This is a genomic window from Halomonas sp. KHS3 (assembly GCF_000830495.1).
Taxonomy (GTDB): Bacteria; Pseudomonadota; Gammaproteobacteria; order Pseudomonadales; family Halomonadaceae; genus Vreelandella; species Vreelandella titanicae.
On sequence record NZ_JWHY01000015.1, the window covers coordinates 1 to 24,009 of the forward strand.

Here is a 24,009-nt window from a genome sequence, read left to right on the forward strand (position 1 = left end):
CGACTCTACTTTGAGCAGACTGACCTTGGAGGCGACCTCGATGCCGTAGTCGGCGGGGGTTTTCACATCCAGCGGTTTTTTCTTGGCCTTCATGATGTCAGGCAGCTTGGCGTAGCGCGGCTCATTCAAACGCAGGTCGGTGGTGACAATCGCCGGCAGCGTCAGCGCGATGGTTTGCAGCCCCCCGTCGATTTCACGCGTCACATTAAGCTTTTTATCACTTCCGTCCCCGCTAATTTCCACTTCCGAGACAAAGGTGCCTTGCGGCAGGCCGGTCAGCGCGGCGAGCATTTGGCCGGTCTGGTTGTTGTCGGTGTCGATGGCCTGCTTGCCCAGCACCACCAACCCCGGCTGCTCCTCTTCGACCACTTTGGCCAGCAGCTTGGCCACGGCCAGGGATTCGGCGCTTGCCCAGCACCACCAACCCCGGCTGCTCCTCTTCGACCACTTTGGCCAGCAGCTTGGCCACGGCCAGGGATTCGGCGCGCTCGTCGGTTTCGATATGCAGGGCGCGGTCTGCCCCCAGCGCCAATGCCGTACGCAGCTGCTCTTGGGCGGCTTTGGGCCCTACCGTGACGGCGACGACTTCTGTCGCCACGCCCTTTTCTTTCAAGCGTACCGCCTCTTCCACGGCAATTTCGCAGAAGGGGTTCATGGCCATTTTGACGTTGGTAAGATCCACGTCCGAATGATCCGCCTTAACGCGGATTTTGACGTTGTAGTCGATGACGCGTTTCACCGCGACGAGTACTTTCATAAGGGGTGCTCCTGGCGATTAATAATATTTAATCTTGCTTTAATCATGTTTCAATTTTGCACAGCAGAATTCTGTTTCACTTTATAACAAGGACATTAAAAAAACACCGCACAAAGGTCAAGCGCTTCCGCATTCTTACCCCCCTTTAAAAGGGTGCCCATACAAACCACGCTGCCAATAGCGGAATCGAGGCGACCAGAAATTTGCCGTTCCAGCGGTAGCCGATACGCGTGGCGGGCACACCGGTAAATCGGGATAAAATCAGCATTGATGCCGTCATCGGCGACGACATTAGCGCCAGCGCCCAACCCACCATCAGCGATGCACCTATCAGTGCGGGTGTTAGTCCCTCAATAGCTAACTGCGGTAGCAGCCCCACCAGCAGCGTTACCGTCACGATAGGATTAACGCCTACCTGGGCCAGCCCTACCACCATCAGCATTGCCAGTACGGCATTGAAGGCGCCCCACTGGTTCAACACGGTTAGTAGCGGCGCCAACTGTTGAGTGTCCACCAGTCCAACGCATAAGTGCCCCAAATAGCCCGCCGCCCCTAGCACCACGATCTCATTGGCACTGGGCGAAAGCAGCCACGGCAACTGACGATGCACCGCGCTAACCGCGGCAGGCAGCCCACCGAAGCCAAGCCTACGCCGCTGCCAGGCAAGCCAAACCAGCGCCCCCGTGGGCGCACCTAAAAGCGCGGCAATGGGTAAGCGCAGTTCTAATAGCCAGGCAAGGCTAAACACCAGCGCCACAATCCCTAGCAGCAACACACTGAACTGGGCCAACGGGCGCAATGAAGGGGCAGCTACCAAGGCTTTATTGGCAGGGGGATGTGGCCCGGTGAGAAAATCCACGGCCCAACCCGCCAGAAAAATTAGCACTGCGGCACCCAAAATATACGGCGCAAGCGCCAGCCAGGTAACCTGAGGAAGGCTAGACAGCACCACCGCCACCCCAATACCCATAGGGGAGATCAGTGGCGCCAGGGAAAACCCGCGTAGCAACGCCAACATCATGCGCCGCTGGCGAGCTTCTCGCACCCAGGCACGCCCTTGGGCTGCGCCTAGGGTGTTACTCTTCTCAATCATGGCGGCAAATAAGTTAAGCACGCCGATATTGAGAATAATCCCAAACAGCGCAGAGCCGAGCGATAAAATCGGGTAGCGGCGGCTAGGCGGTTGAAGCAGCATACTTTGCCCACAGCGACGCACCAGGCGTGAACGGTAGGCCGGCAAACGTAGCATGCTCAACGCCACCACAAAGGTAGCAAAAAACGCAAAACGTCCACTGGCTTCAAACAGCAGTTGGCTTGGGTTTGGTGAACGCCAGAGCGCTAACAGCGACACTATCCCCGCGACTAGCAGTAACCCTTTGGCCATCCGCGTTAGCTTGCCAGCAAGCGTTAATAGATAGAGCGCCAGCGCGGCAATCCCGACGGCTTGCCAAAACAGGCTGCCGACCACCAGATGAAACAGCGTTGCCAAGGTGACCAGCAGTAACAGAGAAACCCGCAGGCGGGCTGGTTTCACTCAGCCTTCTCCCTGGGTGTTTTTTCCGGGAAGCCTTCAGACGATTCACTGCCACTGCGGCGCCGAAATGAACCTTCACCCATGGCCACTAAATTGCCTTTCTCATCAACGATCTCACCGCTGCTCATATAGATTTTCTGTCCGCCGCCGCGCACCGTGCCTATTGCCTTCAACACACCTTGCCGGGCGGGGCCCACAAAAGTCGTGGTTAATGAGAGCGTCATTCCCCGGCGTATATTGCCCGGTACGTCGCAGTGCAGACCGGCAAGGCTTAAAGCGCTATCCAGCATTGAAGCCAATACGCCGCCGTGAACATTACCGCTGCGGTTTAGATGTTTGGGCTCGATAGTGAGCTCCACCACGGCACGATCTTGCTGCCACTCAACCACCTGCATACCTAGCAACTCGTGATAGCCCATAAGTGCTTGTTGAGGCGTATCTGGCCTGTGTATTTGCGAAGAACTCATGAGGCGCTCTCCTGCTGGGCTAAATCCCGCAGCCGCCCTTTAAGAATTTTGCCGCTGGCAGTGGAAGGTAGCGTATCCATCAATACAATTTGAGTAGGTCGTTTGTAAGGCGCCAACCGTTCGGCGATAAACGCCTTTAGCTCCGCCACATCAACGTCAACGCCTGGCTCACACTGCACAAACGCCACGACTTCTTCATTACCGGCGATTTGACGCCCCACTACGGCGGTAAGCGTTACCGCAGGGTGCTCGTTAATCACCGCTTCCACATCCGGCGGGTAGATATTGAAGCCAGAGCGGATAATCAGCTCTTTGCTACGCCCTACAATATAGAGTTGGTCATGGTGATCGAGTTTGGCGATATCACCGGTATTGAGCCAACCATCTTCGGTTAGGGTGGCGCGGGTAGCTTCCGGCTGGCGGAAGTAACCCTTCATAATATTAGGCCCGCGCACCCATAGTTCACCCACTTCATCTCCAGGCTGCTCGGCAGTTCCGCTGTCGCTAAGCGGTTCCAGGCGGTACTCAAGTAAAGGCAATACCCGGCCAACGGTGCTAGTTGCATGGTGGTCATCGATGCGGGTCTGGCTGATGGTAGGGCTGGCCTCGGTTAAACCGTAGCCGTTATGCAGCGTCAGCCCAAAGGCTGCCTCTACCCGCACTTTGGTGTCGCTATCTAACGGTGAACCTCCTGCTGACATATAAATTAGATCAGGCGCTTCTAACGGGCGCTGTTCACGTTTTAAAAACTCTAACGCCCGGGCATACATCGCCGGCACTCCCTGGAGAACGGTAATGTGCTCCTGCTTTAGCGTCGCCAACATATGGGCGGCATCGAAGCGCGGCACGGTATACAGGCAGGCGCCGTTATAGAGCGACCCCATACATACCGAAGAGAGGCCAAACACATGAGACATGGGCAGCACGCCGTAGACCCGCTGCCCTTCGCTTAAATGACGCATGCCCCCAGAGATTGAGGCAATATACAGAATGCCACGATGGGTCAGCATGACGCCTTTAGGTGTGCCAGTGGTGCCTGAGGTGTAGATCATCGCCGCCACCTGCTCGGCCCCGCTCGCGCAGACCGGCTCGGGCTCACTGTCATACAGCGGCGAAATGGCCAGCCCACCCAACTGAGGGTGTTGGTAGCGGTCAGCCGCGTGGCGCTCGGCGTGCTGGCACGCCTCTGGGGATGCTTCACAGGTATAGAAGACTCGCCGGGGCAGGCAGTTGCCCTGAATCAGGTCAACTTCCTGTGCTGACAGGCGCGAGTTCACAATCGCTACCCAGACATCCAATTCACTGGCGGCCAGCAGCAGCACGACCAGAGCGCGACAGTTTTCACTCACCGTCATAATCCGGTCGCCAGGGCGAATGCCCAATGCGCTTAACCAGCCATAAGCGGCGTGTATTTCTTGACCAAGCTCCGCATAACTCCAGCGCACAGTGCCATCCACTATAGCCGGGTGCTCGCCAAGCAGCTTGGCATTTTCAAGCACGCGGGTACTGAGGCGCTCGGGAAGCTCGGCCACCAGCTCGCTGGCAAGGCGCCCAAAAATAGCCTCGTCCGGCGCTTGGTAGGAAACCGATAAAGCCATTAGGACGCCTCCCGCACCATGTTGCGAGCAATGACGATTTGTTGAATCTGGGTGGTGCCTTCGTAAATACGGAATAGCCGCACATCGCGGTAGAAACGCTCAACCGCGTATTCCGACATGTAACCCGCCCCACCGTGAACCTGCACCGCGCGGTCTGCGACACGGCCCACCATTTCGGCGCAGAACAGTTTGCAGCAGGAGGCCAGTGTCGAAACATTTTCGCCATTGTCTTTACGCCGTGCAGCGTCCATCACCATGGTTTTGCCTGCATAGGCTTCGGTTTTGCTATCCGCCAACATGGCTTGGATCAGCTGATGCTCGGCAAGCGCCGCGCCAAACTGCTTACGCTCCATGGTGTAGCGCAGCGACTCTTCCACTAAGCGCTCGGCCACGCCTACACAGACCGCCGAAATATGCAGCCGCCCACGATCCAGCACCTTCATCGCCGTTTTAAACCCTTGTCCCTCTTTCCCGCCAATAATATTTTCAGCGGGCACCCGGCAGTTGTCGAAAATAATATCGCAGGTATGGGCGCCCTTCTGGCCCATCTTGTTATCCGCAGGGCCGCGTACCAGCCCTGGCGTGTTACCTTCGACGATAAAGGCTGAGATCCCGCCCGCACCTTTATTCTCTGGGTCAGTACGCGCCATCACGGTAAACAGATCGGCTTCTGGGCCGTTGGTGATATAGCGCTTGGTGCCGTTCAAGATATAGTCATCGCCATCCCGCACCGCCGTCGTGCGCAGGCTGGCGGCGTCGGAGCCGGAATCGGGCTCGGTGAGACAAAACGAGCTAAGAATCTCGCCCGTGGCCAAGCGTGGCACATACTTGGCTTTCTGCTCATCAGTACCATCAATCAAAATACCCTGGGCGCCGATGCCATTATTAGTGCCAAACACCGAGCGAAAGGCAGGCGAGGTTTTACCAATCTCCATCGCCACCAGCGCTTCTTCCTCCATCGTCAGGCCTAGGCCGCCGTACTCTTCTGGAATCGATAGCCCGAAAAGCCCCATCTCTTTCATTTCCGCAAGAATTTCCGGGGGTACTGCATCCTCTTCGGCTAGGCGTGCCTCATTAGGAATTAAGCGCTCACGGACAAAGCGGGCGATGGTATCGACAAGCTGATTAATTAATTCGGGATCGCGAATCATGACGGCTCCTGGTGGCAACGGGTTTTATAGTTAGAGTTATCATTCGAAGTAGCGCTGGGCGTGGACAGTGCGTGCATTTTGCATAGCAAAACTATTGTCCACTATTCTTGTCAGGCACTTTTGCATAGCCTAGGATGGCAGTCAATAATTGAAACACTATTTTGCAATGCAGAATCACAATGCTAAATATGTACCCATTTGCAGAGAGGACTTAGCGTATGGCTAGCGAATCAACACCTCCCCCCTTTACCACGCTTGGCATCGTCGGCACCGGCGCCATGGGACGTGGCATCGCACAGTTGGCTGCCCAGGCCGGTCTAGACGTCATACTTTTTGACGTTAAAGAGGATGCCGCACAAGAAGCGAAAGCCTTTATTAATGGCTTATGGCAGAGAAGTGTCGAAAAGCAGCGCATTAACGCAGAACAGGCGCAGCACTATAGTGAACGGTTGATTGAAGCCAGCGAGCTTGCCGCGCTCGCTCCCTGCGATATTGTGGTGGAAGCCATTGTCGAGAAGCTGGAGGCCAAGCAGGGGCTGTTTAGCGATTTAGAAGCAATCCTCAGCCAGCAGGCTGTGTTGGCGACCAATACCTCTTCACTCTCCGTCACGGCCATTGCCGCCGCCTGCCAGCACCCTGAGCGGGTTATTGGCTTTCACTTCTTTAATCCCGTGCCGCTGATGAAGATTGCCGAGGTCATCCCGGGCTTGCGTACCACCGATGAGGTGACTCAGCAGGTCAATGCTCTAGGACAAGCCATGGGCCACTTTACGGCCCAAACCACCGATACACCTGGGTTTCTGGTTAACCATGCCGGGCGTGCCTTCGGTACTGAAGCGCTGCGACTGCTAGGCGAAAGCGTCGCTGACCCGGCCACCATTGACCGTATTATGGTTGATCAGGGCGGATTCCGGATGGGGCCCTTTACCCTGCTTGACCTTACCGGGCTGGACGTTTCCCACGCCGTGATGGAGTCGGTGTATCACCAGTATTATGAAGAAGCACGTTTTCGCCCTTCACCGTTAACCCGACAGCGCTTGGCCGCGGGCTTGCTGGGGCGTAAAACTGGCGAAGGTTTTTACCGCTACGAGGAAGGCAAGCAGCAGATGCCGGATGAGCCTGTCATCAAGCCTACCTCACCTTGCCCGGTATGGATTAGCCAGGATGACCCCGAGAGCGCCAAAGCACTCACCGGGCTGGTGAATGCGGCGGGCTGGCCGTTAGAAACCGGCACGCAGCCCACTGAACAGGCGCTCTGTCTGCTTACCCCTTTCGGCGAAGATGCCACCAGCTGTTCGCTGCGCCAGGGGTTAGATGCCAAGCAGTGTGTGGCGGTGGATATGCTCGCAGGACTCGATAAACGCCGTAGCCTCATGGCTACGCCTATTACCCACTCCACTTTCATTCAAGCAGCGCAAAACCTGCTCAATCATAACGGTACGCCGGTAAGCACTCTGCAGGACAGCAACGGCTTCGTTCTTCAGCGCATTATTGCCTGCATCGTCAACGTCGGTGCCGACATTGCCCAGCAAGGCGTGGCAGAACCCACGACGATCGACCGAGCGGTTGAGCTGGGTTTGGGCTACCCTTTCGGCCCGCTACGCATGGGCGACCATTACGGAGCCACGCGCATCATGACGATATTGACCAACCTGCTTGAGGCCACCGGCGACCCACGCTATCGGCCTAGCCCCTGGCTGCGCCGCCGCGCCGCGCTGCAAATGTCGTTAACCGCCGCTTAACCCTACCAATAACAAGGAGCATCACCATGCAAGACGCCTATATTTACGACGGTTTACGTACCCCTTTTGGTCGCCACGGTGGCAGCTTAGCGGCTATTCGCCCAGATGAGCTGTTGGGGCTGACGCTTAAAACACTGGTAGCCCGCAACCCATTCGCGCCAGCAAGCTATGAAGAGGTGCTGGCAGGCTGCACCAACCAAGCGGGGGAAGACTCCCGAAACGTAGCCCGTCACGGCGCACTGTTGGCAGGTCTGCCCATCGAAGTGGCAGGGCAAACCGTTAACCGGCTTTGCGGCAGTGGCTTGGCAGCGATGATGGATGCGGCCCGGGCGGCACGGCTAGGTGAAGGCGAGCTGTTTTTAGCAGGCGGCGTTGAGTCCATGTCCCGTGCACCTTATGTGTTGGGTAAAGCGGACTCCCCCTATGCCCGCAACCAGCCGCTGTACGACACGGTGATTGGCTCACGCTTTCCCAACCCCTGGATTGCTAAGGAGTACGGCAGCCACAGCATGCCGGAAACTGCTGATAACATTGCCCACGACCTGAATATTAGCCGCGATGAAAGCGACACCTTTGCCGCCCGCTCTCAGGCCCGCTACGCCCAAGCGCTGGCCTCAGGTTTCTACGACGGCGAGATGTTTGGCGTAGAGGTGCCCCAAGGGCGTAAACAGCCGCCACTGTTGGTGGAAAAAGACGAACACCCCCGCCCACAAAGCAGCGAAGACAAACTGGCCCGACTGGGCTCGCTATTCGAGGGTGGCGTGGTCACCGCCGGCAATGCCTCGGGCCTGAATGACGGCGCCGCTGCCATGATTGTCGGCACCAAGGCCGCCGGTGAACGTGTGGGCCTAGCGCCGCGCGCGCGCATTGTCGCCAGCGCCGTTGCCGGTGTGGCTCCGCGGGTTATGGGGTTAGGGCCAGTACCCGCTTCACAAAAGGCGTTGGCGCGTGCAGGGCTTACCCTTGAGCAGATGGATGTGATTGAAATCAACGAAGCGTTTGCCGTTCAGGTGCTTGGCTGCGTGCAGCAGTTGGGTCTCTCCGTTGATGATCCACGCTTGAACGCCAACGGCGGCGCTATCGCCATTGGTCATCCTCTGGGGGCATCAGGAGCACGCTTGGCGCTTACGGCTCTCCGACAGCTTGAAGCGACCGGTGGGCGCTATGCGTTGGTCACCATGTGCATCGGCGTCGGTCAGGGCATTGCCACGATTATCGAGCGTCTGGACAGCTGATTTAGTGTCAAACAGCCGCTATTTCGTTGAGAGGCATGAACGCTGCGTCTAAGTAGATATGCGATACTGGGCGCCATAAGCCACCTATTGTTGGGATATTGAATGCACCCCACCGACACTGATGCTGACGACCCGCAGTTGCCAGGAAAAGATCGTAACTTTGTGACTGCCCTCGCGCGCGGTTTAGAGTTACTGCGCGCCTTTGGCGCAGGTGAAGAGTATTTAGGCAATGCTGAGCTCTCCAACCGTACGAGTATCCCTCGCCCGACGGTGTCACGTTTAACCTATACCCTGACGCAGTTGGGCTATCTCCAACACAATACCCACCTGGAAAAGTACCGCCTTGGGCCAGGTGTCTTAGCCTTGGGATATCGCTTTCTCGCCAATATGGGCATTCGCGAAATTGCTCGCCCGCATCTGCAGAAATTTGCTGATGCCACCGACTGTAACGTTAGCCTGGGCGGGGCCGACCGCAGTGACATGGTTTATTTGGAAACCTGCCACGGCCATGGCCCGCTAATCATTCGCCTGGACACGGGCTCCCGCCTGCCCATTGCCACTTCCGCCATTGGTCGTGCCTGGCTATGCGGTTTGTCTGACGAACGGCGCCAGCAGGTGCTCCAAGAGTTGGCCAGCGAGTATGGTAGCGACTGGCCGCGTTATGAAGCGGGTATACAACAGAGTTTCAAAGACTATGCACAGTACGGTTTTTGTCTCTCTGAGCAGGATTGGCAGCGCGATATTAGCGCGGTGGCGATGCCGCTAATTTTAGAAGATGGCGCCGAGGTCATGGCGATTAACTGCGGCGGCTCCAGCCTGCGCTTGGATCATGACCGCTTGGTTAATAACTTAGGCCCACGTCTCAAAGAAGTCGCTAATCAGATTAAGCAGGAACTAGCGCCAAGAAACCGCTCGGCAAGGTAAATTCAAGCTAGGGAGACTTTAACTAACGCCCGTTTGAATGCATCATAGACTTCTAAACAAGCGCAGCGATACCAAGAGCGCCGAGGAGTGGGGATGCCAAGCGAGTGGATAGCGCGTCATGATCAAACAGTCACCCTTAAAGGCGAGTGGACACTTGCCAATTACCGCTATATCAAAGCGGCGCTTAATCACAGTGAAACTCGAACCGAACTTGGCAAGCCAACGGGTGCGACGGTTTCGTTAGACGCAATAACTCGCCTTGATACCGCCGGTGCCATACTCATTGTAGAGCTGATTGGCGTTGAGAAAGCACAGGCGGTAGCGGATTGGGCAGCAGAACTGCCGAAAGAGCAGCAGGCGCTGCTGGTGCGTATTGCCGAAGCCATGGAAGCGCCGCTTGACGTTGATCCCCCCTCCTATTCGCGTATTAGCCAAGCGCTTGCCAGCGTGGGCCAACACATGGCGGGGCTTTGGTCTCAGCAGCGCCAGCTGCTGGCCTTTATTGGTCTCGTCGTGGCTACCCTATTCCATCTGGCATTGCGGCCACGCCACTGGCGCCTAACGGCCACCGTTGCCCATATTCAGCAGAGCGGTCTTAATGCCGTACCCATCGTCGCGCTACTCACCTTTATGGTGGGTGCCGTTGTGGCTTTCCTTGGCGCTACCGTTTTGCAGGATTTTGGCGCCACGATTTATACCATCGATCTTGTTGCGTTCTCATTCTTACGAGAGTTCGGCGTTCTGCTTGCTGCAATTTTATTAGCGGGACGAACCGCCAGCGCCTTTACTGCCCAGATCGGCGCCATGAAATCCAATGAAGAGATTGATGCCCTGCAGGCCCAAGGGCTAGATCCTATCGAGCTTTTGGTGCTGCCACGGGTAATGGCGATGTTAATTAGCCTGCCCATGCTAGCGTTTGTGGGCATGCTCAGCGGCTTAGCGGGTGGTGCCATGGTCACCTCTTTGTCACTGGATATTTCACTTACCCAGTTCATGGCCACGCTGCAAAAAGACGTATCGGTGACACACTTTTTGGTAGGGCTTAGCAAAGCACCGGTGTTTGCCTTTGTGATCGCCGTTATCGGCTGCCTTGAAGGCTTTAAGGTCAGCGGCAGTGCGCAGTCGGTGGGAGAACACACTACGTCAAGCGTCGTTCAGTCGATTTTTATGGTGATTCTGATTGATGCCGTCGCCGCGCTATTCTTTATGGAGATGGGCTGGTGATCAATTCAGATAAACCGACAGAGCAAAACGACCTACCGGTCATTAAGGTTCGAGGCTTGGTGAACCACTTTGGCGCTCATGTGGTTCACGAAAATTTAGATCTGACCCTTGAACGCGGGGAAATCCTCGGCGTTGTAGGCGGTTCTGGTACCGGCAAATCAGTGCTGTTACGCAGCATCGTTGGTTTGAAGCGCCCCAATGACGGCACGGTTGAAGTCCTAGGCACAACCCTTAACGAGCTTAACGAGGCACAGCGCAGTCAAATAGAGCGGCGCTTTGGTGTACTGTTTCAACGCGGTGCGCTGTTCAGCTCGTTGAACCTGCAAGAAAATATTGCCCTACCGCTAATTGAACACGCCAGGCTACCCCGTGAAGACGCCGAGCATCTTGCCAGGGTAAAGCTAGCGTTGGTCGGGCTGCCGCCACAGGCCGCGCTGCAGTTTCCTGAGTCGCTGTCTGGCGGCATGGTCAAGCGCGCCGCCCTTGCCCGTGCCTTAGCGCTTGATCCTGACATCCTGTTTCTTGATGAGCCCACGGCGGGGCTTGACCCTATTGGCGCTGCGGCCTTCGATCAGTTGCTGGTCACCCTTCGCGATGCGCTGGGTTTCAGCGTATTCCTGGTCACCCATGACTTGGATACGCTCTACGCCGCCTGCGACCGGGTAGCGGTACTCTCACAAAAACGCGTATTAGTCGTAGATACCATTGATAAAGTGGCGGACACCGACGACGAGTGGATTCAAGACTACTTTCACGGCCCGCGTGGTCGAGCCGCTCAGCGTGCTCATACCGGCTCTTCAAATAATGCAAACGTCCAGGAGTGACTGCACATGGAAACACGGGCGCATCACGTTTTAATCGGTCTCTTCACGCTGGCCACTGCCGCTGGCGCGCTGCTGTTTGCACTTTGGATGAGCTATGCAGCGGGCGAACGTAGCTACCAGCCTTATCGTATTCTATTTGAGCGCAGCGTTAGCGGCTTATCGGTCGGCAGCCGAGTGCAGTATAACGGTATTGAGGTGGGGGACGTCACCGAGCTTAACCTTAATCCTGATGACCCTCGGCAAGTGATTGCCCATATCCGCGTCTACGATGACGCACCGATTAAGACAGACACCCGGGCAAAACTTGCCTTTGCCAGTATCACCGGCAGCATGTCCGTGCAACTTCACGGCGGCACCCCTGAAGCCCCACTGCTAATTGACCAAACCAATATCGAAGCACCGTTTATAAACGCAGACCCTTCGCCCATCGCTACGCTGTTTGATGAGGGCGAAGATATGATCGAAAACATCAATTCAATCCTGCAAAACGTCAACGAACTGTTTGACGATAATAACCGTGACCAGGCAGGCAGTATTTTAACCAACATTGCTCAGATCACCGAAATGATTGCCGCCCAGCAGAACGCCCTAGACCAGAATATGGCGCTTTTCGGCGAAGCCACTCGCCAGGCAACTAACACGCTTAGCAGCATCGACGAACTTAGCCAGGAAGCGACACAGCTACTGCGTCAAGATGGCCGGCTGGTAATGGAGAGCGCCGCTGATGCGAGTCGCGATGTGGCCCGGGCAGCTCAACGCATTGAGCAGTTAGTGGAAACTAACGCTGGTGCCATCGAAGGCAGCCTGCAGGGCGCGCAAGATATTGCCCCAGCGCTCTCTTCGCTACGCTCCACGCTCGATACATTGGATCGTATTACCCGCCAGCTAGAGGAGAGCCCAACAGACTTTTTCCTGGGCCGTGATCAGGTAGAGGAGTTCCGCCCATGACATTACGCTCCACCGCCATCGCTTTAGTTAGCGCTGCGCTGCTACTCAGCAGTGGCTGTTCGATTCTGCCCGAAAGTAAGCCAGCGACGCTGTATCGTCTGCCCAGTAGCGATATACAGCCCGTCACATCAGATTCTATGACCACCCGCCAACGCCTGGCGGTGGCGGCCCCACAGGCGGGGCATTTACTGAGTAGCAACCGCATTTTAGTCTACCCGGAGGGCAATATTGTTAATGTCTACGAAGGTGCCCGCTGGCAAGAGAATGCCCCTGCTTTACTCCAATCGCGCTTGATCACTGGGTTACAGCAGAGCCGCCTATTCGCCAGCGTGGGTAGCGATAGCCTGCCTTCCGAGCTATTGCTACTGAGTGAACTACGTCACTTTCAGAGCGACTACGCTACCCGTCCGCCCACGGTGAAGGTTCAGCTCGATGTTCAGCTCGTCAGCACTCAAAACCGCGCTTCAATCGCTACTCAGAGCTTTACCACCAGCGCACAATCTATAAGCACCAATATTCCTGATGTGGTTGATGCATTTGGTGCTGCTAGCGACGAACTTACTGAGCAGTTGGTCAACTGGCTGGCCAATCAGCAGGAAGCCACCATTGACTAAGCTAGAACTGACTAAACCAGACCTAACTAAGCCGTGTAATTAGGACGTTGTTGCCCTTCGGACATACTCCCGCGGGTCGCGGGGGTAGTAGCGCTCTGGCTGGCTTTCCAGGTGCGCAAAGTAGCGGGTATCCTTGTACGGCATTTTCATGTAGCCCGAGACGCCTAGGCCCTCGATTTGGTCTACCGAGGCGAGAATGCGCGCCAGCAGCGTGCGGAACTCGCCCTCTCGAGCCGGATCCAGCAGACGATAGTAGCTATGTATTTTGAGGTGTTGTGGCAGCGCTTCAAAAATGATCATGCCGGTATGGTGAATGTCATTGAGCTGCTGCAGCACATGCATAATCGCCTCGGGCAGCACCAATAGCTCTTCTGGGTCGGGGCCATCTTCGAAGTAGCTGTGCTGACGGGTGCGATCCTCAAGCTCCGGTACTGCGCTCAACTCGTAGCCTATCGCCATGCTGGGTTCGCTTACGAAGGCTTCATCCACGGAAGTACGTTCTAAGTGCAGTGTTTGCCGGGCATTAAACAAGCAGCTTTTAAACACGCCCTGACGATGAATCGCCCGCGCCAAGTGCACCATATTATTGACCGCTTCAATAAAGGCGGGCTTCAGCGTCGGGTCGTGTAAATTTAACGACGAGTCGATATACACACCTTCCCGCTCCCAGCGTACCGCCAAGCCCCCCACTACCGGATATTTTCCCAGGCGGCTCACCGACGCCAAAAAGGCCTTTTCGGTTTCCCCCATACCCTGCATAAACTGCTTGTAGTAGCGGTCTAACTGCACATCATTGACATCATTCAGGGTTTCTTGGGCATGCTCTTCCTGTGAAAAGACTTCGCGTAGAAAGGCTTTGCGCGAGCTATATACCACGGTATCGATCTCCTGATGCGCAGGACGCGCCCATACCGGTACCAGCGGGACACTGAGCGATGTGGGCAGATCGATCATTACTACCCTGGCCATTCGCGGCATGTTTTTTAAAAAGTAGTCGCCCGCTTTGCGCCGCACCTGAGGGTTAGGGTCGAGCATGCCATCCAGGGTGCGGGCAAACTCCATTGGCAACCCCAGCGAACTGGCGGGAATCGCCCGATGGCCAAATCGACACGACTGCGCCGACGCCAGCGCATACAGGGTACCCGCCGCGCCCTGCTCGTCGAATCGCGGCGATGACAGTGCGCCGTTCAACTGCTCTTCGCCGATAAAGTAAACATCACCCAGGCGGGCATTGGTTTGCTGCAAATTATCCGACATCAGCTCCATCACGTTGGCGCCCACAAACTGCAGCTGCGCGTCTAGTTGGGCAAATACCGATGAGCCCCAGTCGATTAGCGCAATAGACTCCTGCTCGGCGTCATACACCAAGTTAGAAGGCTTAATATCGCCATGCACCACCGGACGTGCCTGGGGGCCTGACTCCCGCCGCAAGGCAAGCAGGATGTCGGCCAACTGCTCCGCAATGCGCACAATCAAGCGTGGAGAGAGGCGCCCCTGCTTAAGCGATACCTGCTCTAAATTCCAGCCGGGGGCACGCTCCATTACCAGAATGGACTGCCCCCGGGAGCGCTGGTAAGCAATAAGACCTGGAATGCGTGGATGGGACACCTGTTCCAGCATAAACGCCTCTTCTTCGAGGCGCTCCTGCAAGTGCACAGGTAGGGTAATGCGGGAGAATTTAAAGACATAATGCGCTTTAGCGCCTTGGTGGACGGTGCTGCCGGCAAATACAAAACCGTAGGCGCCCTTGCCAATGAGCTCGATGCCCTGATAGCCCAACTGGGAGAGCTGCGCCTGGCATAGCGCCACCCAGTCTTTAAGCTTACGGGCATCGTGATGGCTCAGCAGATAGACCGACTGCTCTTCAGGTATATAAAACTGCTGAAGCGGTGCCTGGGACATAAGTCGCCTTGCTAGCCCAAGTGAAGCAGCATGGTTTCAGGGGCTTCGAGAAAGCCTTTCCAGACATTACAGAAACGCGCAATGGTACCACCGTCAATAAAGCGGTGATCGCCCGCCCAGGTGATAGTCATGATCGCCCGGCGCTGCACCGCACCCTGCTCATCAAAGCGCGGTAGCCACTGGGTTTTACCAATTGCCACAATGGCGGCCTCTGGCGCGTTAATGATCGGCGCGGCGTAGGTACCTCCCAACGCCCCAATATTGGAAATACTAATGGTGCCTCCTTTTAGATCCACCTGATCAACCCGCCCATCCCGCGCCGAGGTGGTTAGCCGGCCGACTTCCCGGGCAATTTCCAACAGGGTTAAGCGCTCAACGTTTTTAACATTGGGCACCATCAGGCCCGTCTTGCTATCCACCGCCATACCGATATTGCACTGAGGGTAGTAGTACAGCTCATCACCAGCCGCATTTAACTGGGCATTAACGATGGGCTCTTCAGCGACGGCTAGCGCCATGGCTTTCATAAAAAACGGCATTAGCGTCAGCCGTTCGCCCTGAGCCTCGGCTAGCGGCTTTAAGCGCTCCCGCAGCGCCAACAGTGCAGTAACGTCGATCTCTTCACCGTAGTGAAAATGGGGAATGGTGCTGGCTGCCTCGACCATGCGCTTGGCCATGACCGCCCGCACACCGCGGAGGGGCTCCACTCTGGGTGCCTGAGTTTCAGCTTGGTTCTTAACAGTTTGGTTGTTAACAACGGTTTGGCTAAATGAAGCTTGGGGTGCTTGGTCGAGATGCGCCAACACGTCCTCTTTTAGCACCCGACCGTCTTTGCCGCTGCCAGCGATCTCCGTGAGCTGTAGAGAGTGTTCACGCACTAGGCGTCTAACGGCGGGGCTGGCTGGCACCTTGTCATATAAGCGGCCAGCAGCCGGAATACCTGTAGGGTTGGACGATTCTGTCGTCTGTGCCATTGGCTTTTCACTGGCGGCCGATTGCGCACCGTCTGGTTCGGCCTCACTATTATTGTTACTAGCCCCATCCACTTGATAGGCATACAGCGGCGCATGCACTTTGGCAATTTGGCCCTGGGCCACATACAGTTTGGTCACCACACCGGCTTCGGGGGCGGTAATCTCCACCAGCGCCTTGTCGGTCATGACTTCAACGATAGGCTGATCTTCTTCAATTTGATCGCCTTCAGCGACGCGCCATTCGACGACTTCGCACTCGACAATACCCTCGCCAATATCAGGCAATAAAAAATCGCTCATTGTTTTTCTCCCCATGCGTACTTAGGCATTAATAGCCACTAAAAGTTGACGCTTTCGCGAATCGCTTCAAAAATCTTCAGATGATCAGGCAGATACTCTTTTTCCAGCACCAGTGGAAAAGGCGTATCCAGACCCGTCACCCGGGAAATGGGCGATTCCAGGTAGAGAAAACAACGCTCTTGAATAGTGGCAGCGATTTCACCGGCAAAGCCGCCGGTTAACGGGGCTTCATGGCTCACCACCAGTCGGCCGGTTTTTAACACCGATTCAGCCACCGTATCCGCATCCCAGGGCAGCAGTGAGCGCAGGTCGATCACTTCACAGGCGATGCCCTGCTCTTCGGCTAGCTCGACCGCTTTGCCGATCACCTCCATCTGCGCGCCCCAGCCTACCACGGTAATATCCGTGCCCTCCTTGGTGATTTCGGCTTCGCCAATGGGAAGCTGGTAATCCTCTTCGGGCACTTCACCGACTGAAGCACGATAAAGACGCTTAGGCTCCAGAAAAAGCACCGGATCCGGGTCGCGAATAGCGGCAAGCAGTAGCCCTTTAGCCTGATAGGGGTTGCGCGGCACCACCACCTTTAATCCAGGTGTATGGGTGAAATAAGCTTCCGGTGATTGAGAGTGATAAAGGCCACCAGCGATACCGCCACCGTAAGGAGTGCGAATGGTCAAACCACCAACGTTAAACAGATCGCCTGAGCGGTACCGGAACTTGGCGGTTTCGTTAACGATCTGGTCAAACGCCGGAAAGATATAGTCGGCAAACTGTATTTCTGCCACAGGCACCGAGCCCTGGGCCGCCAAGCCATTGGCAAAGCCGATAATGCCCTGTTCGACAAGTGGCGTATTGAAACAGCGCGCTTTGCCGTACTTCTCCTGCAGGTGACTGGTGGCCCGAAATACGCCGCCAAAAATACCCACATCTTCACCAAAGCAGATGACTTTTTCATCCTCTGCCATGGCGATATCCAGTGCATTATTAATTGCCTGGAGCATGTTCATGGTAGCCATGTTACGCCTCTCCCTGAGTATCAGTCTCGGTGCCCACGTCTAAATCCAACGACTGCGCCCCGCGGGGATAAGCCTCTGGGTAGCGACGGATATGGCGTTTTAACTGATCGAATTGGCGCTGCAGCGCTGGGGTTATATCGGCATAAACATCGCTGATCAGGCTCTCTAGCGGCGGCGATGAGCGCTTCTCAGCCCGCTTCATGGTTTCCAGTACTTCACGGCGCAGGGTTTCCTGCTGGGTAGCCTCCTCCTCTTCGCTCCACCACTGTTTCTTCAACAGCCATTTTTGCAGCCGCAGCAGTGGGTCTTTGGCACGCCACACCTCCTCCTCATCTTTCGAGCGATAGCCAGAGGGGTCGTCGGAAGAGGAGTGCGCGGCAAGGCGATAGCTCATGGCCTCGATCAATACCGGCTGATTTTTCTCAACGGCGATCTTGCGTGCCTGCCGCGTCGCTTCGTAGACCGCCAGCACATCGTTACCATCTACCCGGATGACGTGCATGTGGTAGCCAAAGGCTCGGGGGGCGATACCGTCGGCGGCAAACTGCTCGACGGCGGGTGTGGAAATAGCATAGCCATTGTTACGGCAGAAGAATATCACCGGCACCTGATGCACTGAGGCCATATTCAACGCGGCATGGAAATCTCCCTCGGAGGCGGCGCCTTCACCAAAAAACGTTAACGTGCAGTGACCGTTACCGGCAAGTTTTTGGCCGTAAGCGTAGCCCGTTGCCTGGGGAATTTGGGTAGCCAAGGGAGACGAGATGGTCATATAGTGCAGCTTACGCGACCCATAGTGAATCGGCATTTGGCGGCCTTTGCCGTAGTCCAGCTCGTTGCCGAACAGCTGATTCATGAATTCGTCGATGGAGAAGCCGCGATACATTAAAGCGCCCTGCTCGCGGTACTGCGCCATAATCATATCGGCGTCATTTAGCGCAGCAGTGGCGCCCACTACGGCGGCCTCTTCCCCGGTACACTGCATATAAAAGCTCAACCGCCCCTGGCGCTGAGCAGCCATCATACGTTCATCGAGAATACGCGTGGCCAGCATCGCCTGATAGATACGCCGGGCGTGATCACGCTCAAGCGCGGGCTCATCAGCGTCGCTATGCAGCTCACCTTCTGGGTTAAGCAGGCTGAAAGTAGGAATTGAAAATTCGTCGCCGGTCATGAAGTCCGGCTGGTGTACGTACTGTGTCATCATTATTGTCCTTGTTTTGCCCCTTTTGAGGGCAGTGTTGTTGGTATTGACCGTTTATGCCAGTGGATTTATCTGTCATAGGTCAACGCAACATCTATCTACCACAACATTTAGGACAATAACGCAGCGCAAGGACTTTAGGGATGCTACTTAAGATGCAGAGAGGTTAAAACGCAGAAAAATCAGTCATCAGAGATACGCGCACGTAGTTGACGCTGCAACACTTCGAACAAGCTATCAATCGTCAGGGCCAACAATGCAATGGTCAGCGCCCCTTGAACCACATAGGCCATATTGCCGTTCACGATGCCGGAGATAATCGGGTCACCCAGGTTACTCGCTCCCACGGTAGCCCCTAACGCGGCAGTGGCAATATTGATGGTCACCGAGGTTCGGATGCCCGCCAGAATGACCGGAGCTGCCAGAGGGAGCTCAACTTGACACAGGATTTGCGTTGGCTTCATGCCCATAGCGTGAGCAGCCGTTTTAATATCGCCTTCGACGCCCTGCAAACCAGCAAGAGTATTGCGCACGATAGGCAATAGCCCGTAGAGCATTAAAGCGACAATAATGGGCAAGGTGCCAAACCCCAGAACGGGTACCGCCAGCGCCAGAACCGCCACTGGAGGAAACGTTTGCCCTAGTGATGCCAACTGGGCCACCAGTGGTAGAAAATCACTCCCCCACCTGCGGGTAACGGCGATACCCGCCGCGACTCCCACGATAATGGTCACCACCGCTGCAATGCCGACTACAAAGAGGTGGCGGCCTAGCAAAGTGACAAAACCGGCGCGATCGTAGATGACTTGCCGGGCATCGGGCTCAATCCAGCGAAATAGGGGCTCGGCAGCCGACATGGCAAAGACGCTCATCATTAGCAGCGCCCCCCAAAGCAGTGGCCATAGCCATTGTGGGGCTTTTTTGTGGGGCTGGGCGACGCTTAGCGAGTTACTCACGCGGGTTTCCATTGTCCAGTTGAGCCTCCTTGATAATTCTCCGCAACGATAGCTCACCGACCGGCACATCATGTTGGTCAACAACGGTCAACCGGTCGCTATGATCGCGCAGCATCATGGAAAGCGCCTGACGTAGCGAGAAAGTCCCAGGGATGCGCGACTGCGCGGGCAAGGTAGGCCCCATAGAGGTCATATGATCTTTCACACGGGTTAACGCGGCTTGTTTAAGGCCTCTTTCCAGCCCACCTAAAAGCGACTCGACAAAAGGGTCGGCAGGGCTTTGTAATAGCGCCAGCGGTGAACCTTGTTGCACGATTCGACCTTCGCGCATCACCACTAAGTGATCCGCCAGCTTAAGCGCTTCATCCATATCATGGGTCACAAACACTACGGTTTTATGCAGCCGTGCTTGTAGCTTGGCCAGCTCATCCTGTAGCTTTTCACGGGTAATAGGATCAAGCGCGCCGAAGGGTTCATCCATCAACAAAATATCCGGGTCTGCCGCCAGGGCACGCGCAACACCCACTCGCTGCGCCTGCCCCCCTGAAAGCTGATGCGGGTATTTATGCCCAAACTCATCCACTGGCAAACCGAGCAAATGCATTAGCTCGGCCACCCGTGACTGGACGTCCGTTGCTGACCACTTCAATAACCGTGGCACCAGACCGATGTTGCGCGCAACGTTCCAGTGGGGAAACAGCCCGGTGTGCTGTATCACATAGCCAATCCGGCGACGTAGTTTTACAGGGTCATACGCGTCTATCGCCTGCCCATCGAGGATGATGTCGCCTTCGCTGTGCTCAATTAAGCGATTGATCATGCGCAAGGTGGTCGATTTACCACAGCCCGAGGTACCCACTAACGCACAGAATTTACCCTTCGCCACCCGTAGAGAAATATCGTCCACCGCGGTTTCATCCCCAAACCGCTTGGATACGTGGGATAGTTCGATCATCTTGTTCCTCCGGGGCGCAGCGCTTCTGCCAAGGCACCTAAGCCCGCATCCACCACCAGAGCCAGCATTAAAATAGGCAGTGCGCCAAGCAGCACCATATCCATGGCGGCCTGACCTAAGCCTTGAAAAATAAAAGTACCTAACCCGCCCGCACCAATCAGAGCGGCAACGGCGGTAAGCCCAATGGCCTGAACAGTGGTAATTCTCACCCCTTCCAACAGCACCGGCAGCGCCAGCGGTAACCGCACCTGCCAAAAACGCTGCCCGGCACGCATGCCCATGCCTTTGGCGGCTTCTAATGTATCGGGACTGACTTGTTCAAGCGCGGTATAGGTGTTGCGCACAATGGGCAGCAGGCTGTAGCCAATCAGTGCAATTAAGGCGGGCGTAGTGCCAATACCGCTAACGCCAAGCTGGGCTAAAAAAGGCACGTTGGTGGCAAGCCAGGCTAGCGGCGCCAGCAGTAGACCGAATAGCGCCAAACTGGGAATGGTTTGAAGAAAATTGAGCACAGCAAACGCGCCCTTCTGCAGCCGGGCATAGCGGCGCATCAGCATGGCAAGTGCCAGCCCAAGCACAATGCTGACACTGACGGCGATACTGACCAGCTTAATGTGCTGCGCGACGGCGCTTAGAAACTGTTGATCACGGGCTTTAAATTCTTGAACGAGGGCAAGCGTCTCCAGCCCAAAAGCTGCACAGAGCCACCACATCAGCGCGACACCACATAGCAATAGCGTGGGCCATACCCGCGTGAGGTTTAAGCGCAAGCGTAGTTCTACTAAACACAGCAGCAGTACAAACAGAACAACCCAATACGCCGCTCCCATGCCTAAACGCGCTTGAGGCATCTCAGGGTCAATCAGTAAATAGCTGCTCGCCATCAACCCCACTGGCATTAGCGCCATGATCACTATCACCGCCGCTAACAGCGCTCGGTAGTGACGATGGGTTGGCTGGCACGCGAGAATACCGATAAAGGAGAGCAATAGCGTTGCCAATAGCGCACCTGGCCAGCCAAAAGCCTCCAGTGCGCCATGCCCCGTCCCTAACACAATCCGGTTGGGGGTCATGCTGACCACATCAAGTAACCAGAATGCAGCCAGCATAATAAGGCTCAGGCTAACGAGCACAACGTTAGGGTGCCACCCTTCCCAACGAAGCCGCGGGGTGGGCAGTGCATCCATCAACGACATTAATTAGTTATCCCGAGCGTTAGCATTAAATTATAAGATTACCAGGCATTAATTATTAAGCGAATCGAGGTAGTCGCTGGCCACTTGGGATGGAGACAGCCCGTTAACGGCGACATCGGCATTGAGCGTTTGCAGAGTGACCAGATCAAGGCTAGTGAAAACCTCATTGAGCAGCGCTTCTATTTCTGGATAGGCTTCAAGTACGCTTTCACGCACCACGGGGGCAGGCTGATACACCGGTTGCACGCCCTTGGTATCTTCCAGCACGACCAGCCCCAGCGCACTTAAGCCACCGTCCGTGCCATAGGTCATGGCGCCATTAACGCCGCTGGTCTGTTGGGCGGCAGCACGCATGGTAGCAGCGGTATTACCACCAGAGAGCACCAACAGTTGATCATCACTCAACTCAAAACCGTAGGCTTCCTGAAATGCGGGCAGTGCTTGTGAAGACTCGACAAACTCAGCGCTTGCAGCAAATTTGAACTCGCCGCCGTCAGCCAAATAGGCGGCTAGATCTTCTAGACTCACCAGCTCATTTTCCTCGGCAACATCCTCGCGGACGCTCATTGCCCAAGTGTTATTAGCGCTGGCAGGCTGCAGCCATATCAAGCCTTGCTGCGCATCACGCTCGCGCACTGTTTCATAAGCCTGATCTGCATTATTCCATACTGAACTGTCGGTCATATCGAAAAAGAACGCGCCATTACCCGTGTATTCTGGATAAAGGTCAATCTCGCCCGCTTCAAGCGCAGTGCGGACAACGCTAGTGCCGCCCAGCTGTAAGCGGTTTTCGGTCGCAATGTCATTGCGCTCCAGGGTCTGAATAATCAGCTCGCCCAGAACAGAGCCTTCTGTATCGATTTTGGATGACACCACCACAGGCTCGTTAGCGCTGACTTGGGAGAATGCCGCGAGGGATACGGCACAAGCAGCGATTAAGGGCTTAGCAATGAAAGAATTGGCTGAAAAGCGCATCTTTGAATTCCTTTTGAAGTGGGCTTTAAACGACCGAGGCTCTTATAGTCATTATAAGAGCCATCAGCGTTTAAGTTAGCGCATAAGCCACCAACGAGAGATGAAGGTTTTTGGGTTAAGGTGCTTCTAATACCCAAGACGTGCCTTCTCGGGAGTCCTTGAGAATAATCCCTAAAGCGGCAAGCTCATCGCGGATCGCATCCGCTTGGGCGAAGTCTTTATTCGCCTTAGCCTCAATGCGCTGAGCAATTTTCGCTTCGATCTCGCTCTCGCTGAGCGGCATACCCTGCTGCTGCGTGCCTTTTAAGAACGTTTGTGGCTCTTGCTGAAGAAGCCCCAAAACTGACCCAAGCTGCTTTAACTCGCCCGCCAGCTTGGCAGCTTCATTAGGCTGTTCTTGCTTGGCGCGATTGACCTCGCGAGCCAGCTCAAACATCACCGCCAAAGCTTCGGGGGTATTGAAGTCATCATCCATTACCTGAGTAAAGCGCTCACGGTAAGCCGAAGCGTCATCACTATTTGCCGCGCCTAGCTCAAGACCTTCCAGCGCGGTGTACAAGCGCGTTAGCGATTTACGCGCCTCGGTCAGTGAATCAACCGAGTAGTTGATCGGGCTACGGTAGTGACTCGCCACCAGCAGAAAACGCACCACTTCTGGGTCGTGCTCGGCCAGCACGTCGCGAATGGTGAAAAAGTTGCCCAGGGATTTGGACATCTTTTCCTGATTCACCCGCACAGCGCCTGCGTGCATCCAGGTATTGACGTAGGTTTTGCCAGTGGCCGCCTCGGATTGAGCGATCTCATTTTCATGGTGTGGAAAGGTTAAATCCGGCCCGCCGCCATGAATATCGAAAGTGTCACCCAGGCAGCAGGTCGACATCGCCGAGCACTCGATGTGCCAGCCAGGCCGGCCGTTACCCCAGGGCGACGCCCAGTGCGCCTCCCCCGGTTTGGCTGCCTTCCAGAGCACGAAATCGAGCGGGTCTTCTTTATGAACATCCACATCAACCCGGCTGCCTGCACGCATATCGTCTAACTGGCGGTTATTGAGCTTGCCGTAATCAGCGAATTTGCGCACCCGATAGTAGACATCACCGTTATCGGCCGCGTAGGCAAAGCCTTTTTCAATCAGCGTTTCAATCATTGCCACGATATCGTCGATATGGCCGGTGGCGCGGGGCTCATGGCTGGGCGGCAATACAAATAGGCGCGCCTCGTCTTCGTGCATGGCATCAATCATGCGCTCTGTCAGCGCAGTGATACTTTCGCCATTTTCGTCCGCGCGCTTGAGGATCTTATCGTCGATATCGGTAATGTTGCGCACGTAGTTAACGTCATAGCCGCGTTCTCGAAGATAGCGGGTGATGACATCAAAGGCGACCATGACGCGAGCGTGCCCTAGGTGGCAGTAGTCATACACCGTCATGCCGCAGACATACATGCTCACTTTACCCGCTTCCAGTGGGGTGAAAGGTTCTTTGCGGCGCGTCAGCGTATTGTAAATATGCATATG

At 55.7% G+C, this 24,009-nt stretch carries 20 protein-coding genes and 1 pseudogene; 7 read left to right on the top strand and 14 right to left on the bottom strand.

Annotation, left to right across the window (positions count from 1 at the left end):
* The 5 genes and pseudogenes from RO22_RS22455 to RO22_RS22475 form a co-directional block, all read right to left on the bottom strand.
* Nucleotides 1-757: pseudogene (locus RO22_RS22455) on the bottom strand (electron transfer flavoprotein subunit beta/FixA family protein); the annotation flags it as partial.
* A gap of 145 nt (nt 758-902) precedes the next feature.
* Nucleotides 903-2,291 (bottom strand): hypothetical protein, encoded by a 1,389-nt coding sequence (locus tag RO22_RS22460; RefSeq protein WP_022523329.1) that lies wholly within the window; start codon nt 2,289-2,291, stop codon nt 903-905.
* Nucleotides 2,288-2,758, bottom strand: a complete 471-nt coding sequence (locus RO22_RS22465) for a PaaI family thioesterase (RefSeq protein WP_022523328.1) — start codon at nt 2,756-2,758, stop codon at nt 2,288-2,290. Before RO22_RS22465 ends, RO22_RS22460 begins: the two co-directional genes overlap by 4 nt.
* Complete coding sequence (locus tag RO22_RS22470; protein WP_009287813.1) at nt 2,755-4,356, bottom strand: class I adenylate-forming enzyme family protein; 1,602 nt, start codon at nt 4,354-4,356, stop codon at nt 2,755-2,757. The genes RO22_RS22465 and RO22_RS22470 overlap by 4 nt, the downstream gene beginning before the upstream one ends.
* The gene (locus RO22_RS22475; RefSeq protein ID WP_022523327.1) at nt 4,356-5,507 is read right to left on the bottom strand and encodes an acyl-CoA dehydrogenase family protein; all 1,152 of its coding nucleotides are present in this window, start codon (nt 5,505-5,507) and stop codon (nt 4,356-4,358) included. The genes RO22_RS22470 and RO22_RS22475 overlap by 1 nt, the downstream gene beginning before the upstream one ends.
* A 218-nt stretch (nt 5,508-5,725) precedes the next feature.
* Between RO22_RS22475 and RO22_RS22480 the strand changes: the two genes are divergently transcribed.
* The 7 genes from RO22_RS22480 to RO22_RS22510 all read left to right on the top strand — a co-directional run bounded on the left by RO22_RS22480 (nt 5,726) and on the right by RO22_RS22510 (nt 13,018).
* Nucleotides 5,726-7,249 carry a 3-hydroxyacyl-CoA dehydrogenase gene (locus RO22_RS22480; RefSeq protein WP_022523326.1) on the top strand — a complete coding sequence of 508 codons (1,524 nt, stop codon included), beginning with the start codon at nt 5,726-5,728 and terminating at the stop codon, nt 7,247-7,249.
* Nucleotides 7,250-7,275: 26 nt separating this feature from the next.
* Nucleotides 7,276-8,484 carry a 3-oxoadipyl-CoA thiolase gene (locus RO22_RS22485; protein WP_009287810.1) on the top strand — a complete coding sequence of 403 codons (1,209 nt, stop codon included), beginning with the start codon at nt 7,276-7,278 and terminating at the stop codon, nt 8,482-8,484.
* A gap of 102 nt (nt 8,485-8,586) precedes the next feature.
* Complete coding sequence (locus RO22_RS22490) at nt 8,587-9,408, top strand: IclR family transcriptional regulator (protein ID WP_027959572.1); 822 nt, start codon at nt 8,587-8,589, stop codon at nt 9,406-9,408.
* 93 nt (nt 9,409-9,501) lie between these two features.
* Nucleotides 9,502-10,632 carry an MlaE family ABC transporter permease gene (locus tag RO22_RS22495; protein WP_022523323.1) on the top strand — a complete coding sequence of 377 codons (1,131 nt, stop codon included), beginning with the start codon at nt 9,502-9,504 and terminating at the stop codon, nt 10,630-10,632.
* Complete coding sequence (locus RO22_RS22500) at nt 10,632-11,456, top strand: ABC transporter ATP-binding protein (RefSeq protein WP_039859896.1); 825 nt, start codon at nt 10,632-10,634, stop codon at nt 11,454-11,456. Before RO22_RS22495 ends, RO22_RS22500 begins: the two co-directional genes overlap by 1 nt.
* Nucleotides 11,457-11,462: 6 nt before the next feature.
* On the top strand, nt 11,463-12,404 hold the full coding sequence (locus tag RO22_RS22505; RefSeq protein WP_041159455.1) for an MlaD family protein: 942 nt from the start codon (nt 11,463-11,465) through the stop codon (nt 12,402-12,404).
* Complete coding sequence (locus RO22_RS22510; RefSeq protein WP_041159456.1) at nt 12,401-13,018, top strand: ABC-type transport auxiliary lipoprotein family protein; 618 nt, start codon at nt 12,401-12,403, stop codon at nt 13,016-13,018. The genes RO22_RS22505 and RO22_RS22510 overlap by 4 nt, the downstream gene beginning before the upstream one ends.
* Before the next feature lie 39 nt (nt 13,019-13,057).
* On the opposite strand, the gene RO22_RS22515 is transcribed toward RO22_RS22510, so the two are convergent.
* From RO22_RS22515 to cysS, 9 genes are all read right to left on the bottom strand, one after another.
* Nucleotides 13,058-14,920, bottom strand: a complete 1,863-nt coding sequence (locus RO22_RS22515) for a protein kinase domain-containing protein (RefSeq protein WP_041159457.1) — start codon at nt 14,918-14,920, stop codon at nt 13,058-13,060.
* Between the two features lie 11 nt (nt 14,921-14,931).
* Entirely contained in the window at nt 14,932-16,194 is a 1,263-nt protein-coding gene (locus RO22_RS22520) for a 2-oxo acid dehydrogenase subunit E2 (protein ID WP_041159458.1), read from the bottom strand.
* A gap of 38 nt (nt 16,195-16,232) precedes the next feature.
* A complete protein-coding gene (locus RO22_RS22525; RefSeq protein ID WP_041159459.1) occupies nt 16,233-17,210 on the bottom strand; it encodes an alpha-ketoacid dehydrogenase subunit beta in 978 nt (325 codons plus the stop codon).
* Between the two features lies 1 nt (nt 17,211).
* Nucleotides 17,212-18,414: a thiamine pyrophosphate-dependent dehydrogenase E1 component subunit alpha gene (locus RO22_RS22530; protein ID WP_041159460.1), complete on the bottom strand. Its 1,203-nt coding sequence runs from the start codon at nt 18,412-18,414 to the stop codon at nt 17,212-17,214.
* A 182-nt stretch (nt 18,415-18,596) separates the two neighbouring features.
* Entirely contained in the window at nt 18,597-19,382 is a 786-nt protein-coding gene (locus tag RO22_RS22535; protein WP_041159461.1) for an ABC transporter permease, read from the bottom strand.
* Nucleotides 19,363-20,325: an ABC transporter ATP-binding protein gene (locus RO22_RS22540; protein WP_022523315.1), complete on the bottom strand. Its 963-nt coding sequence runs from the start codon at nt 20,323-20,325 to the stop codon at nt 19,363-19,365. The genes RO22_RS22535 and RO22_RS22540 overlap by 20 nt, the downstream gene beginning before the upstream one ends.
* The gene (locus tag RO22_RS22545) at nt 20,322-21,521 is read right to left on the bottom strand and encodes an ABC transporter permease (protein WP_041159462.1); all 1,200 of its coding nucleotides are present in this window, start codon (nt 21,519-21,521) and stop codon (nt 20,322-20,324) included. Before RO22_RS22545 ends, RO22_RS22540 begins: the two co-directional genes overlap by 4 nt.
* 48 nt (nt 21,522-21,569) lie before the next feature.
* Nucleotides 21,570-22,496, bottom strand: coding sequence for an ABC transporter substrate-binding protein (locus tag RO22_RS22550; protein ID WP_009287804.1), 927 nt, complete (start codon nt 22,494-22,496; stop codon nt 21,570-21,572).
* Between the two features lie 115 nt (nt 22,497-22,611).
* Nucleotides 22,612-24,006, bottom strand: coding sequence for a cysteine--tRNA ligase (gene cysS / locus RO22_RS22555; protein ID WP_022523312.1), 1,395 nt, complete (start codon nt 24,004-24,006; stop codon nt 22,612-22,614).
* Nucleotides 24,007-24,009: the final 3 nt, after the last annotated feature.